The organism is Streptomyces sp. NPDC059989 (assembly GCF_042736975.1).
In the GTDB taxonomy this organism is placed as follows: Bacteria; Actinomycetota; Actinomycetes; order Streptomycetales; family Streptomycetaceae; genus Streptomyces.
The window spans coordinates 230,125-245,324 of sequence record NZ_JBHWUO010000006.1; the positions used below are offsets into that span (position 1 = coordinate 230,125).

The 15,200-nt window shown below is 67.0% G+C and carries 7 protein-coding genes and 1 pseudogene; 5 read left to right on the plus strand and 3 right to left on the minus strand.

All coding sequences use genetic code 11. From position 1 onward, the window contains the following. The first annotated feature begins 6 nt into the window (after positions 1 to 6). Both ACFWBN_RS08165 and ACFWBN_RS08170 read left to right on the plus strand, forming a co-directional pair. Positions 7 to 6,615: a DEAD/DEAH box helicase gene (locus tag ACFWBN_RS08165; RefSeq protein ID WP_385172374.1), complete on the plus strand. Its 6,609-nt coding sequence runs from the start codon at positions 7 to 9 to the stop codon at positions 6,613 to 6,615. After that, positions 6,615 to 8,753, plus strand: coding sequence for a UvrD-helicase domain-containing protein (locus ACFWBN_RS08170; protein ID WP_385172376.1), 2,139 nt, complete (start codon positions 6,615 to 6,617; stop codon positions 8,751 to 8,753). The genes ACFWBN_RS08165 and ACFWBN_RS08170 overlap by 1 nt, the downstream gene beginning before the upstream one ends. A gap of 411 nt (positions 8,754 to 9,164) precedes the next feature. Here the strand turns inward: ACFWBN_RS08170 and ACFWBN_RS08175 are convergent, their stop codons facing one another. Together ACFWBN_RS08175 and ACFWBN_RS08180 are read right to left on the minus strand one after the other, a co-directional pair. After that, positions 9,165 to 10,067 carry a tyrosine-type recombinase/integrase gene (locus ACFWBN_RS08175; protein ID WP_385172378.1) on the minus strand — a complete coding sequence of 301 codons (903 nt, stop codon included), beginning with the start codon at positions 10,065 to 10,067 and terminating at the stop codon, positions 9,165 to 9,167. Between the two features lie 334 nt (positions 10,068 to 10,401). Continuing rightward, positions 10,402 to 10,533, minus strand: a pseudogene (locus ACFWBN_RS08180) (NUDIX hydrolase); the annotation flags it as partial. 92 nt (positions 10,534 to 10,625) lie between these two features. Here ACFWBN_RS08180 and ACFWBN_RS08185 point away from each other — a divergent pair. The 3 genes from ACFWBN_RS08185 to ACFWBN_RS08195 all read left to right on the plus strand — a co-directional run bounded on the left by ACFWBN_RS08185 (position 10,626) and on the right by ACFWBN_RS08195 (position 14,209). Then, complete coding sequence (locus tag ACFWBN_RS08185) at positions 10,626 to 11,648, plus strand: competence protein CoiA family protein (protein WP_385172381.1); 1,023 nt, start codon at positions 10,626 to 10,628, stop codon at positions 11,646 to 11,648. A gap of 364 nt (positions 11,649 to 12,012) precedes the next feature. Then, entirely contained in the window at positions 12,013 to 12,240 is a 228-nt protein-coding gene (locus ACFWBN_RS08190; protein WP_385172384.1) for a hypothetical protein, read from the plus strand. A 166-nt stretch (positions 12,241 to 12,406) separates the two neighbouring features. After that, positions 12,407 to 14,209 carry a hypothetical protein gene (locus ACFWBN_RS08195; protein ID WP_385172387.1) on the plus strand — a complete coding sequence of 601 codons (1,803 nt, stop codon included), beginning with the start codon at positions 12,407 to 12,409 and terminating at the stop codon, positions 14,207 to 14,209. A gap of 324 nt (positions 14,210 to 14,533) precedes the next feature. Here the strand turns inward: ACFWBN_RS08195 and ACFWBN_RS08200 are convergent, their stop codons facing one another. Continuing rightward, positions 14,534 to 15,022 (minus strand): hypothetical protein, encoded by a 489-nt coding sequence (locus tag ACFWBN_RS08200; protein ID WP_385172390.1) that lies wholly within the window; start codon positions 15,020 to 15,022, stop codon positions 14,534 to 14,536. Positions 15,023 to 15,200: the final 178 nt, after the last annotated feature.

Genomic DNA, 15,200 nt, shown 5'->3' on the forward strand with positions numbered 1-15,200 from the left:
GCCGTCATGCTGCCCTCTCTGGTTGCCGAGGATCTACGTCGTGCCCTCGCCACCTACCTGACGACGAGTTTTGCGCTCGCCGACGACGATGTACGCGATGAGCTCGACGCATTCCTGGAGCGGCCGGAGAGCCGGCTGTTCCGGGGGCCATACTTGCGTGTGCGCACACCTTTCCGGGAGGCGGACTCCGGCTGGGAAACGGCACTCGACTGGAGCCCGAGGGCTTTCACCCCTTATACGCACCAGGCTGCGGCCTGGGAGCGGCTGTCCTCCAAGGCGGGGCGTCGACCGGAGCCGACCATCGTCACCACCGGCACCGGGTCCGGTAAGACCGAGTCGTTCCTCGTACCGATCCTGGATCACTGCGCTCGCGCTCGCGCTGCGGGAGAGGGGGGTGTCAAGGCCCTGCTGCTGTACCCGATGAACGCCCTGGCCGATGACCAGGCCCGCCGTATCGATGAGTTCCTCAGTACGGAGGCAGCACTGAAGAACGTCACCGCCGGCATCTACATCGGGGGCGCCACTGGGCCCCGCTCGGCGTCGGACGAAGACGCAAACGAGCCTGGCCCCTACGGCCGGGACACCGGTGCGACGTCCCTCGCTGGCGACGCCACCATCAGACACCTGATCACCGATCGGGACGCGATCCGCGCCGACCCGCCGGACATCCTGCTGACCAACTACAAGATGCTGGACCTCCTGCTCCAGCGAATTCCGGATGCCCCGCTCTGGAAAACAGACTCCCTCGCCTTCGTCGTCCTCGACGAGTTCCATACCTACGACGGCGCCCAGGGCACCGATGTGGCGATGCTGTTGCGTCGCCTCGGCGCTGCCACCGGGGCAGCCCGTGAGGGACGTCCCCTCGGCAACATCACGCCGGTGGCGACGTCCGCGACGCTTGGCGGGGGAATGCCCAACGGCTCCTCATCTCTAGCCGTGGACGGGCCTGAGAAGTCCGATCGTGAGTTGCTGCGCGAGTTCGCAGAGAAGGTCTTCGGGACACCGTTCCCCGATGATGCGCTCATTGGGGAGAACCGGCTGCTACCCGGGGAGGTCGTCACCGACCCCGACTTCCTGCTCCCCTCACCGGCCCCTGCCGCTCTGGCTGCCTTGCCCGACCCCCTTGATGACGAGTCGGCCCTCACAGACCTGGCCCGGCTGATGCTGGGCCAGCCCATCAGTGATCCGGTGCAGATCGGCACCAAGCTCAAGCAGCACATCCTGGTCAAGGCGATCCTCGACGTCGCCGGAAGCAACCCGGTCACCATCCCCGACATCGCCCGCGAGTTCGCCCAGCGCGGTGGCGGGCCGGCTTGGGATGAGGCTGCACGCAGCGACCCTCGGCTCGTCGAGCTCGCCTTCGCGCGAATCCTCGCGCTGATCTCGCATGCCCGTACCCCGCATCCGGTGACGGGAAAGCCTGGTCCTTTCCTACGGGTTGAGGCCCAGCTGTGGGTGCGTGAGGTCCGACGCGTCATCCGCGCGGCAACCTCCGAGCCACACTTCCGCTGGTACGACGACGACGGGCCGACCGGTGACTCCCGGCCGAACCCTGCCAACCTCGCCATCTACCAGCCGACGGAGGTCGACAGTGCAGGGGAGATCGGGGAGCGGACCGATGCGTCCCGTCGCCCTGTAGGACCGCCCTATCGGCGGCACCTTCCTGCCGTGTACTGCCGCCATTGCGGCCGGTCCGGCTGGGCGGCGCTGTCCACGGAACTGGAGTGGCAGCAGCTCAAGACCAACACCCTGGAGATCTATCAGGCTTCCGCGCAGGGAAAGCGGGCCGTGCGTTGGATGCTGCGGGCCCGCCCGGACGAGCACCCCGTGCTGCACCTGCACGCCGAGAATGAACGCCTGACGACGAACCCAACCGAGGACACGGTCGCGGTCATCACGGCCCATGGTCCTTTGCTCGCGAACGCGGGTGACGAATGCCCCTCGTGCGGTCTCGACGACGGCATGCGCTTCCTCGGCGCCGGCACTGCCACTCTCGCCTCGGTCACCACGACCCAGCTCTTCTCCGACCGAGGGCTCGCCGGCAACGAGCGGAAGCTGCTCGTGTTCACAGACTCGGTGCAGGACGCCACCCACCGCGCCGCGTTCATCGCCAACCGCAGCTTCGGATTCACCTTCCGCGGCCTGCTGACCAAGCACCTCGCCTCGGGCCGGCCCGTCGCTGTACATGACCTCGCCGCTGACGCTGCCGAAGCTGTTGTTTCGGTCGCAGGCGCGGGTAAGCGCAGTGAACTCGCCTCTATCGTCCCGCCCGACCTGCGGGAGAACCCGGACATCCTCACGCTCCTCGACGAAACCGAGGACTTCAGCGATGCCGGCGCCGACATGCTGCAGAGCCGCATGGTATTCCAAACCCTTCTCGAGTTCGGGCTGCGCTCCCGCTTGGGCCGCACTCTGGAGCTGACCCGAACCGCTGCTGCAGAGGTCGACCTCAAGGATCTGCCCGCGCTCTGCGCCGAGCTGCGGGAGCGACACCAGCGCCTGCCCGGGCAGATTTCGCTGCCTGCAGACGACGGGGCGTACGCGGTGTTCCTGCGCGGGCTCGCCGAGCGACTGCGCCTGCGCGGGGCTCTCTATCACCCTTGGCTGCAGGAGTACATCCGACAAGCTGGCGCGAGGCGCTGGCCGATCTGGGGCGGCCGTCCCACCGGCATGCCCGCCTTCCCCAGGGGCCTCGCTGCTCCCTCGTTCCCGGTATCGGGCGGTACCAGCACCACGGGCTTTGACTCTCTGTCCCGCGACAACACCTGGTTCGCGGACTGGGGCCACAGGGCGCTGGGCTGCGACCGCCGCGAGGGACGCACAGTGGCCGAGCTTGCGATGAAGCTGCTCGCCCAGCGCGAGATCCTGGCCACTTATCACGCCGAGGGCGGCGCGCTCGTCTACGCGCTCAAGCCCCGCAACGTCCTGGTGCACCGTATCGACGACTCTGCCACCTCACCGGCTGGCGGGGATGGCGTAAACGCGTGCGGGGTGCGCTGTGACACCTGCACGTGGCGGCAGACCGTGCCACCTGGCCGCCGCGAGAACTGGCTCGGCAGCGCGTGCCTGCGGTTCCACTGTGCGGGCCATTTCGTGGAGGACGACCGCGACTACACGGCCGACTACTACCGGCACCTGTACACCGTCGATCGTCCGGGCGACGTGCTGACCGCCGAGCACACTGGCGCGCTCAGCCGCCAGCGACGTGAGCGGGTCGAGGCAGCCTTCAAGAACCGGGCCTCGGCCTTCGACCCGAACGTTCTCACTTGCACGCCGACCCTTGAACTCGGCATCGACATCGGCGACTTGTCGGCGGTGCTTCTCGCCTCGATGCCGCCGGCTCCTGCAAATTATGCTCAGCGGATCGGCCGTGCAGGCCGCAGCACTGGCAACTCGCTCACCGTTACTTTCGTGCCGCGAGGTGCCCGAAGCCACTATTACCTGCATGTCCCGGAGCAGATGCTGGCAGGCCGCATCATCCCGCCGGACTGCTACCTGGATGCCTCGGAGATCCTGCGCCGCCAGTATCTGGCCTTCCTCTTCGACCGCGCAGCGGACCGGAGCCTGTGGGAAGGCACAGCGATCCCCGAACGCCCCATGCCACCACGCATTGGTGAGCTATTCGGGCATGGCCTGGCCGAGGACGGCTGGTTCAGGCGCTTCCTCGACGTCGCAGGAACCCGTCATACCCAGCTGTCCGCCGCGTTCATCGCGCTGTTCCCGGCGATGACGCCAGCTGCGGCCCAGGGTGTCCAGCACTTCGCGGCCCAGGGGTTGGAGGAGGCCGTCGGAGCTGCGGCCAGCGCGTGGAACAAGCGGGTGGCTGCCCTGCGCTCGCGGATGCGGCAGATCGGCCGGGCCTTCGACGCGCTGTCGACAGCTTCCGGCGATCCGGAACGTGACAAGCAGCGGCGCCAGCTCTTCGCCGAGCAGCGGACGGTACGCAAACGCCGCGACGCCCTCGTTTCAGAAAACTCGATCAACGCCCTGGTACGGCTGGGCCTGCTGCCCAACTACACCCTCCACGACGATGCGACCGTGCTCGACGCCACCTTGTGGTGGAAGGACAGCGGCGGGGAGTTCGACGAAAGCTCAACCGACTACGGCCGCGGCTCTCGGCTCGCGCTGACCGAACTTGCCCCCGGCAACATCTTCCACAGTGACGGCTACAAGTTCATCATCAGCAGCGTGGATCTCGGCACCGGTGTCGGTGGCGGAGAGGACGCCTACGCACTGTGGCGGTTCTGCCCCGAATGCGGATTCGTGGCCACCGAGGAGACCGGGCTCGACATCACCGCCTGCCCACGTTGTAAGGCACCGCAGATTGCCGACCCGGGAGCTGTACACAAGGTACTGGTACCCGAGCGGGTCCTCGCCCGCGAGCGGCGTGAGGACGCCCGGCTGACCGACGAGCGGGACGAACGGGAACGTCGGCAGTTCGACGTGGTCACCCTCGTCGACATCGACAAGGACCAGCCGCAAGGACTGAGGGCATGGCGCCGCTCTGGCAGCGGCCTTCCCTTCGGCGTCGAGTTCGCCCGAGTGGCGACGATCCGCACGATCAACCTCGGACCCTCAGCTGCACCCGGGTCGACCCATGCGATCCGCGGTGAAGACTTCCAGGTCTCCGGCTTCGAGACGTGCTTGGAATGCGGAGGTGTGCGCGGCACCCACCCGCAGGCATGGGACCCGTCGGCTCAGCGAGTCGGCACCCGACACGCGTATTGGTGCTCACACCGCGACGACGGCGTGTCTCACGAGCCGACGGAAAAGCTGCTGCTCGCCCACGAGCTGACGACCCAGGCGCTGCGGATCCTGCTCCCAGTCTCCACGATGGACCTCAAGGAGCGCCTCATCTCCTTCAAGGCTGCCTTGCTCCTCGGCATCACCAAACATTTCGGTGGCGCTCCCGACCACATCCGCGTGGTCACCGACAGCATGCCCGGCGACAGCCAGGAGCTTCGACGGCGGTTCCTCGTCCTGCACGACTCGATGCCCGGCGGCACCGGCTACCTGGAGCACCTGGCGGATGCTGTGGTGCTGCACCGCGTCCTGACACTCGCGCAGACAGCGCTGCGAGACTGCCCCTGCCAGAAGGAGGAGCAACGCACGCCCTGCCACCGCTGCCTGCTGCCCTTCGTATCCAGCAGCGAGCACCCGCACGTCTCGCTGCGCATCGCGAAGGAGCTCCTGGACGAGATCCTCAAGGACTGGGCGGTCGAACCGGTAGACACCCTTTCCGGTGTCCGCATCGACCAGCTCGTCGACAGCGAACTTGAGGACCGGTTTGTCCGCACCCTCATTACCTGGGGGCGACGAACGGAGGAGGACGGATCGATCGCCGCCAAGGCGGGCCAGGGCGGCGTGGAACACGAACTCCGCTTCACCCGAGGTGATGCAGCCACGCGCTGGCGCATGCGGGACCACGTGCGGCTGAACACTGCTGTGCCCAGCGAACCTGACTTCCTCCTGGAACGGACCGACGGACGGGCGGAAAGAGTCGCTGTCTTCCTCGACGGCTTCGCCTTCCACGCGAGTGAGAAGGTCAACCGCATCGCCGACGACGCTGCCAAGAGGGCGGCTCTCCGGGCGGACGGCGTGTTGGTGTGGCAGCTGACCTGGGACGACGTCATGACGTGGGCATCAGGCGTCAGCAGCGCGGCGGAAGGGCAGCATGTTCGTGCCCTCGCCAAACCGCTTCACACAGATTCCGCACTCCAGCTCGCTCGCCAGATCCACCAGAGCCTGGTCGGACAGGCCCGTCCCGATGACACCCTCGACCCGGTGCTGCGCAACCCGGTCGAGACCCTGCTGGAGTTCCTTGCCGACCCTGACCGGGCCAAGTGGGCGCGCCGGGCAGCCGGGCTGCTGGGCGGCTTCGGGGCGGCGGCACGCCCACAGCCGGTGGACCGCGAAGAGATCGGCCGAATGCTTCCCGCCATACTGGGCGGCGCGAGCCTGCCGGCCTCGGCTACGGCCACAGAGGCCTTCGCGTTCGACACCCGCACCACGGGTCAGACTCGGATCATCGGCCTCCTGGACCGCCGGCCCGAGCCACGCAGCAAGCAACCGGACATGCGGGCTTGGTCCGCGCTGGCGGTGCTTGACGACCGGCCCGAAGCCATCACAGGTGGCGAACACAAGGATCGATGGACCGACTGGCTGCGCTGGTCGAACCTGCTGCAGTTCCTGCAGTCTGCGGGCGGCGCCGAACTCCCCCGCTCCTTCCACCAGGTCGCGCTATCCACCAGCGACCAGGTCGACCCCCACACCGTGGCCCTGCTGACCAGCGCGCTGCCTACGGAAGCAGGTGCTCCGAAGCCGCTCCCGCCGGCATGGACCGAGGCGATCGAATGGGCCTCCTCAGCGGTCGAAGGGGTCCTGCTCGCGCTCGTCGACGAAGCCCGCAGCGGACGCATCAATGTGCCGGAAGTCGGCTTCGAGTACGGAGATCAGGCGATGCAGGCCGAACTCGCCTGGCCGGATGAGAAGATCGCTATCTTCATTGACCTGGACGAGCGGCGAGACGCCCAATTCGAGCGCGATGGATGGTACGTCGCACAGGCCGGCGCCGTGAACGTGAATGAGCTCATCAAAAAGTTGGAGGGGAACTGATGTCCGGCGCCAAGGTGATCATGGCGGACGTCTTCGGGAAGTCCTATGACGCGCTGGACGGCTCCGTTCAGCCGCAGGTGCTGCAGTTCATCATGAAGATGCAGCGGGACCCAGACTCCAACGGCCTCAACCTGAAGCCGCCGAAGGGTGCCAAGGACAAGAGGGTCCGTACGGCACGGGTCACCGACAACTACCGGGCCGTGCTCATGCACTACGCCGACCGCATCTACTACCTGGTCGCAGTGCTGCCCCATGACGACGCGTACGACTTCGCCGCGAACATCCTCTTCGACATCAACAAGGTCACCGGTGGCATCGAGCTGATCAACCTCGGCAGCCTCTACGGCACCCTCAGCGGAAAGACGAAGGCCGCCGACACCGCGCCCGACACTCCGTCGCTGTTCGCCGGTGTCTCCGACGCCGACTTCGAACGACTGGGCGTCCACACCTCCATCGTTCCGGCGCTCCGCGAGATTCACAGCGAGGACGCGGTTCTGGGTATCGTCGAGACCCTGCCCAAACTGGCCCGCGACGTCATCCTCTGCCTCGCAGACGGCATGTCCGTCGAAGAGGTCTGGGAACAAGTCAGTTCACTCGCCGCCACCGACGAAGAAGTCGACACCCAGGACTACGAGGCCGCGATCGAGCGCCCCGCCACCAAGGAAGCCTTCGTGGTCACCGGCGACTTCGCCGAGTTCGGGCGGATCCTCACCGAACCACTGTCCGCCTGGCGGATCTTCCTGCACCCAGCGCAGCGTGCGCTGGCCGAACGCAAGACCCCGTATAAGGGCTCTGTCCGCGTTACCGGTGGCCCTGGAACGGGCAAAACCGTCGTGGCCCTGCACCGCGTGAAGGCCCTCGCCGATCGTTTGCCCGCCGGCCAGGCCATCCTGCTCACCACATTCACTACAAACCTCGCCAACCTACTGAAGTCCATGCTCAAGGACCTCGGCGGCGCCCAACTGCTGGCCAAGGTCGACGTCCGGAACATCGACAAGGTTGCCTACGGCACGGTGAAGGAGACCTTCGGCGCAGAAGCGCCAAGCAGGCTCAAGGACGGCGAGATCCTCAACCGCTGGATCGAACTGGCTCACGAACAGCAGACGCCTCGCTTCGACGGCCGCTTCCTCGACGCGGAGTGGAAGCAGGTCGTACTGGCCCAGGACATCCGCAGCCGCGACGAGTACTTCGCCGCCAGCCGCGCCGGGCGCGGTCGACGCCTCAACCGCCCTGAACGCGCTCAGGTCTGGTCCCTCGTCGAAGAATTCGAGCGGAGGCTCGACCGCGAAAAAGCCGCCGGCGTCACCCAGCTCGCGGTTCAGGCAGCCCGGATCGCCTCCGGCTGGTCCGATGAAGAGCGACCGTACCGGCATATCGTGGTAGACGAGGCACAAGACCTGCACGCCGCCCACTGGAAACTGCTGCGCGCCCTGGTTCCCGAAGGCGACGACGACCTGTTCATCGTCGGTGACGCACACCAGAGGATCTACGACAACCGGACATCCCTGAGCGCCCACGGCATCAAGATCCGGGGGCGCTCCAAGCGGCTGACCCTGAACTACCGCACAACCCGACAGATCCTCGCGGCCTCCTTGAACCTACTGGGCGACTCCAAGTTCGACGACCTCGACGGCAGCCCCGAACACCTCCGCGGCTACCGCTCCGTCCTGGCGGGAGCCACCCCAGAGACCACCGGCTACCGCAGCACCTCCGAAGAGATGACGGCACTGGCCAAACGTGTTGTCAGCTGGCAGCAGGAAGGGATCAAGCCCCACGAGATCGCTGTCGTAGCCCGAACACATGCGACCGCTGACAGCGCTGTTCAGGCGCTCCGTGACGCCAAACTGGGCGCAGTGAAGGTCGAGGACTACCGTGTCCCCGACCCCGACGAAGGCGTCCACGCCATGACGATGCACCGCATCAAGGGACTGGAATACCGTGCCGTCGCCATCGTCGGAGTCGGCGCCCAACACATGCCGCTACCCAGCGCCATAACGCCGGAGCACGAGGATCGGCTCCAGCACGCCGCGGATCTCCGCCGCGAGCAGTCGCTGCTCTTCGTCTCCGCTACACGCGCCCGCGAGCAGCTGTCGATCACCTGGTCAGGCCGACCCAGCGCGTTCCTGGGGCCCGCTTAGCCTCGGTCGAGTATCGAACAGCACCAGATCCACAGACACGGGTCGCAGCCTGCAGAGGCAGGCTGCGACCCCCCTGATCCCGGTCAACCGGTGTCAGTTAACCGAGGGCGGAGCAGCACATAGCAGAGATTCCCTGTTGGAGGCAGTCACAGTGCTCGCTCCTCCCCCGGAGTCGGAGACTGCAGGCCGCGATGGTGTCCCTAACAAGGCCCGGGCCTGTGGCCTCTGCTGCAGCGGCACCTCAAGCTGTGCTGACCACGAGGACGTGCGCCGAGGCGTCGGCGAGTACGCCGTGCTCGTCCGCCAAGCGGGCCGTCGCGATAGCGTCCGCAAGCAGCGCTCCAGCCGCCTCCTGGTCCGCGAAGCGGCCATGTCTGAGTCCCCTAGCAGCCTGCCCGAGGCCACTTGCGGTCACTGGGTAGCGGGCCCGGCGGGTGCTGATCCCGAATCCGCAGAGACGGCTGCCGGGACGAGCAGCGGAGAATCGAGTCTTGTCCAAGCATCGAGTACCGCCTTGTACGCGTCCGGAGCGAGGTGCGCGTACTGCTGTGTCGTCTGGTAACTCTCATGGCCGAGGAGATGCTGCACCTCGTACAGAGACACACCCTTCTGCACCAGCCATGATGCGCAGGTGTGTCGCATCGAGTGTGGCGGGTAGTGCGGTACAGATCGCACAGTGCCGTCGAGTTCGACGAACTGCGCCCGGTCCACCGCCGGCCACCACGTCTGTCTCCGCCAGTTGCCGTCATCAAGCCGTCGGCCAGCCCGGCCTTTGGTCACGGTGGTGAACACGACTCGGTCGCGGGCCTGCCCGTGCGTGTGCCGGGCCAGTGCTTCCAGGACATGCTCGGGAATCGGAACCTCACGACGGCTCTTCGCGCTCTTCGGATACTCCTTGAAGCCCGACTTCGTGTTGACCTCGACGACGAACAGCCGACCCCGCTGCCAGTCGATGCGGTGTCCGTGGAGGCCGGAGAGCTCACCCCACCGTAAGCCGGTATAGAAGGCCAACAACACCATCGTCTGCCACGGCTGGGCCAACCCGTCGAGAATGGACTGCGCTTGCTTGAGCGTGAACCACTGAGGAGGCTTGAACCCCTCTTCTGGCAGCCTAATGCTCCGACAGGGCGTCACCGCAATGAGGTCCTCGTCTACCGCGGCGCGCATCAGCGAGGAGAGGAGGTTGTAGGCACGACGAATGGCCGACGCGCCCTTGTCGTCCAGGACCAGCTTGCGGACCCAGGATTGGACGTCAATGCGGCCGATGGCTCCGATTTCCCAACCCGACCAGTGCGGTGTGACATGCGTGCGCATGCAGGAAGCGTCACCACGTCGAGTATGAGGTTCGACCACACGGGCATCCCACCAGCGGTCATGCCACTCGTCGAATTTGGTCCTCCCGGCCCGGGGGTTCCGGTGGGCGCTACGACTGAGCTTTACCTCTTCGTCCCGACCCCACTGACGCGCCTGAGCCTGCAGGGGAAAGGTCTCACTAAACCGCGCACCGACCTGATTCCTCACAGTAGCCTGCCAGTTACCCGAGTTGAGTCTGCGAATGTACGCCATACTTCCCTTCCAGTTCATCCCGAATCCGAGCCAGAATAAGAGGGGGCGCGGCACGCCTGAGAGCGATGCTTCCCCCGCAGGATCAGCGGACCCCTTCGTCCATCAGGACGTAGAGGAGGCCGACGAGGGAGCCGCTGCTGACGATCTCACGGCGGTCGATCATGCCCCGGATGTTCGCCAGTGGGATCCACTCGACCTGGTCCGACTCGTTCTCGTCCGCTTCTCCGCTTTCGGGCCCGTCCCAAGTCGAGTCCCTACACACCCGGTTCTGATGCCCCCTGGTCATCCATGCCCGGGAGTTGGATCATGGCCGCGACAGGGGAGGGGTGGAGTGTGCAGGACGACTTACTGGTGGTCGGCTTCGACTTGGAAACAGGGCACGAAGTGCACGTGGCCGAGCAGCCGCCGGAGTACTGGCGGCAGCGTGGATACGGCGGCACGAGGCAACTGGTGTGCTTCTACTGCTTTCACGGGTTCGAGGCACCCGTAGGCACGCGTGTCCCGTTGCTGACGCGTGGGCGCCTGGGCGGAAAAGTGCGTACGCACTTCGCGCACCCGTCCGGGCAGGCTCCCGAGGGCGGTCACCATCTGGAGACGGTCTGGCACATCACCACCAAGCACACGCTGGCCCGGTGGGCGCGCAGCCGCCCGGGCGTCGCGGCGGTACGCCTGGAGCAGTGGACCCCGGACCAGGACCGCCGCGCAGATGTTGCCGTGCGGTTGGAGGACGGCACACGCCTCGCGCTGGAGGCGCAGCGGATGCTCACGACCGATGACGCGTGGCGCGCCAGACACCGTGACTATCAACGGCAGGGCATCGTCGACGTCTGGTTCTGGCGGCCCCGTGTGCACTTCCCCCACGTCGTCCTGTCCGAGGGTCTGCCGGTGTGGTTCTACGTCCCGTCAAAGGGCTCGGCGTGGACGGCCTTCGGCCGGGCGCACCAGAAGGTGCATCGGTGGTGGGAGGTGAAGGACCCGGCGGTGTTCGGCCTGCACCATCCGCCGTGCCCGCTGGACGACTTGGAACGGCAGGCCGTACCACTCGGCGAGCTGGACCTGGACCGGCACGGCGCCGTGCTGCCTCCGAGCCTGCAACAGAAACTCAGCGACTCCCAGCGGGAAGCCCGCGAAGAGGCTGCGGTACGGCGGGAGAGCGCAGTGCGGTACGCCCGCCAGCTGCGCGAGGCACAGCAGCGGCGCGAGGAAGCCGACCGGCACCCGAAGCCACTGCCAGCACCTCGCCTGCCGCCGAGCGCCCTGCGATGCACGGTGTGCAAGCGAGCCTTGGCTCCGGAACTGGCGGCGGCCGGGCGCCATCTCCTGTGCTGACCAGGCCACTCCTGCCTGCCGACACCCCGGATGGGCGTCTCGTACCAGCCACTGACCGGGAAAGCGGTGAAGGAGGCCCACAGGGCGACCGTGTTCCCGGAGGCCACTGCGGGTCCGATCTGGCGGGCCGGTTTGGCCGCGCCGCCGCTGACCGGGCCGACCGCGATGCCGGCAGCCCGCCTACGCTGCGGGGGCACCCAGGCATTCGTCATGCATCTGCATCGCTAGAGCGTCGCCGCTTCGGGTGAAGACCCTCTGCCCAATGGCCAGGTCACACCTACCTCTTCTGCCTTCTGCCTGGCCAGGAAGCAGTCGGCAGCACGTCACCGTGGTGTTCCTACGGATGCGGAGAGAGGGCACAGGGATGGGCAAGCGGGAGCGGCGGCGGCGGGAGCGCGCAGCCAACGAACAACCGGGCAACATCGAACACGAGAACGAGCAGGAGGCGGAGGCCGAGCACCTCTACCCGTCGCCTGAAGCACCCCTGTTGCGTGTCGTGATCACGCCGGGGACAGCGGCGGAGATCCGCTCGCTCTGCGCGGCCTACTGGGCGCTCGGAGCGGACGGCGCGTGGGCGTACAAGGTTCAGTGACCTTGGACTGACTTCGTGGGTGACTGCTTCTGTCAGCCGTGGATGCCAGGCCTTCGCGGTGCACCCCCTGTGCGCGGAAGAGGAGCCAGTCGCCTCCCGAACCCAGTGGTCCGTGCCAGGACCCCGCTCCTGCTCACGCTGCCGTGAGCTGGAGGCCCGGCAGCAAGTGCCCACCCCGCGGGATGCGGCAGGTAGGCCGGCCGCCGATGAAACCCCGAACGCTGCTGGACCCGCCCCGGGCGCCATCGTCCTGCCGCTCATCGTCGAGCCCCGCCAGGCCCCTGACGCGCTGATCGCCATCGGGATGGACTACTGGCGGCTCGCAAGTGACGACTTCAGCGAGGGCCGTGTCCACTGGGCGCGGGCCGTCAAGTCGATCAACGTGACGGGGTGGGGACCGGCCCACCTCGCGGCGGCTGCGGGAACCCGCGCCGTTGTACGCGGCCGGGCCTGCTCGGCCTGCCACAACGAGCTCGTGCTCACCTCCCGCACTGCCTACGAGGGCGCCTGCGCGGGCTTTGACTCCACGTGCGTCGAATGCACCCTGGGCCTGCCGGCGAAGATCGCCCGCATGACCGACCCGAACCGGCTCAAGCAGCGGCAGACGGACAACGAACGGGCAGAAGCGCGGGAGAGGGCCCAGAAGAACACCGCCCGCGTCGCATCCGCCTGGAAACAACAGCAGCAGCGAGAGATCGCTGATCATCACGGTCTGCGCCTTGACCCGCAGGGCCAAATCCCGGCGGCTGGCGTGCGTGAGTGCGTGGCCGCTCTGTCTGTCCTGCGCTACGCGCCCGAGACGGCGCCGATCTCTCCGATCCGTAAGTGGGCCCAGCACCCGCATCCCGAGCCGGACCAGGGTGGTGAGGCTGTCGCAGCAGCCGTCCGTGCTGGCCTTCTGCGCATCCATCCCTCCTCGCCCCCGCATGCCTTTGACTGGGATCCGCCCACACTGGCGCAGGCCCTCGAAGACGCCGGCGGCGACCTGGACGCCCTTCCGACCCCGCAACTGACCGACCTGTACCACCCCAGGGAGGCGTACCACTACGTGCCCTACGGCACCAGCATGGACGTGGCGGCAGCCCGCCTGGACGAACACCTCTCCAACCGCTTGAGAGCGGATCTGCTGACGGCCGAAGACCGGAAGCAACTCCTTGACCTGACGCGCGAACTCATCGCAGCAGAAGCCGTCCGCTACTTCGACTACCAGCTCGAACTACGCCATCTTCCACCCGTACCGGACAACCACGTAGCTCGGCTCAAGGAGGCCGCCGACCGAGCAGCAGCCGCCTACCCCCTGGGCGTGCTGAACAACTTCGCATGGCTCGGCGCCGTCCGGGCAGCAGACGCAGCCCAGAAGAACCCGCAGGCACCGCGGGCGAACATGACCACCCACGGGGTGAACATCTTCGAGAACAAGGTCGAAGAGGCCCTCCGCACCCCCACCCGCACGACCAAACCGTACGAGCACGACCACCTCGCCGGAATGACACGCACGGTCTTCTTCACCATCCTCGAATCCAACCCCTTCACCACTGGCCTGCCAGAAGCCCGATCCCACCTCCAGCGGGCCACGCCAGCCGACACCAAGCCTGCCGACGGTTTGGACAGCACCTACGAACTGGACCCCACGATGCTCGCCGCCGACATCCGGTGGCTGCGCGAACACCAGTCCCGCTGGACCCCGCAGGACTTCATCCAGCACCTCGCCGTCCTCGCCGCGCTGCGGCATCTCCCAGGCGCGTCCGGCGACGACAGGGCGATCGCGGACGCGGCACGTGCACTCCAGCAGATCAGAGCGGACAACGACGGCATTATGAGCGACGGCCGGGAAGCGGCTCTGGCCACCTGCGCGGCCGCCGAACTGATGGACACAGTCGCCACCCGCCGGAGCATCACCGGACAAGTCGGCCAATGGGTTGTCGCGGACTTCGTCTACCGGGCGATGGATCCCCCCGCACACCCATGAGCCTCGTGCAGTCCGGGGCCGTCGAGCAGTCTGAGCCGAGGGCGTCGAAGGCGGGGGTGACCGGCTAGTCGAGGAGCTGGTGAGGCGGGCTCACGCCGAGGGGGGCTCGCCGAGGTGCTCGCCGGTCACTTCGATGGCACAATCAGGCGTCTGGATCACAGACGCCGGCGCCACCGCCGGGCAATCACCCCGGTTAGTGCCGGGACCCCTCGAAGCCCTCGCCGAAGAGTGGTGGACCCTGCCCGGAAACGCTTTAGCCAGCACGATCCACACGATGTTCTGTTCGACTCAACCAATAGGAGGAGCGTTGGACGGATCGGACGATCAGGAAGTGCGGGGCCCGTGAATTGCGCAGCCATCCGACGAGAAGCACGGCGGGGCCTCAAACATGTCCCGCTGCGCGTCGTAGACCGCCTCCCAGAGCTCCGGCTCGTATGGATGAACGATGACCGGTTCGCCGGCGCTCATTCCGCCCTCGGCCACGCCAATGTACGGAAACCGGTGACGGGCCGCGGCAACCCTCGGATCAGTCCCGGGTAGGAACGCCACCGATGGGTTCACCCACAGCCGGGCCACTCCGCCGACATCCCCGTGCAGGGCGAGGAACTCGTGCTCGACGAGCCACTCCACCTCGGCCCGCAGCTCCTCGACGCTGACCCTGGCTTCCTCCGCCTTGGCGGCGAAGTCCAGGAGAACTGGGCCATCATCCGTCAACTCGGTGTAGATGAGGATGAGCAGCCGCATCGTGTCGGGCCAGGTCTCCTCGTCATGCCCGCCGCCACTCTGGTGCCGGCGCAGGAAGTCGGCGGCCATAAGGCCAGGCCCGGTAGAGATGCCGTAGTCACAACCACAGGAGGTCATGGAGACCAGTAGGCCCCGCGGAGGCCATCCCCTACTAGGGCCTGTGTGATGTCGTGATCATTCGGCGGTTTTCAGCAGGTCGTCGATCCAGATCATTGCGGCGCGGAGGTGGAGGCCGGCGAGGTAGCTC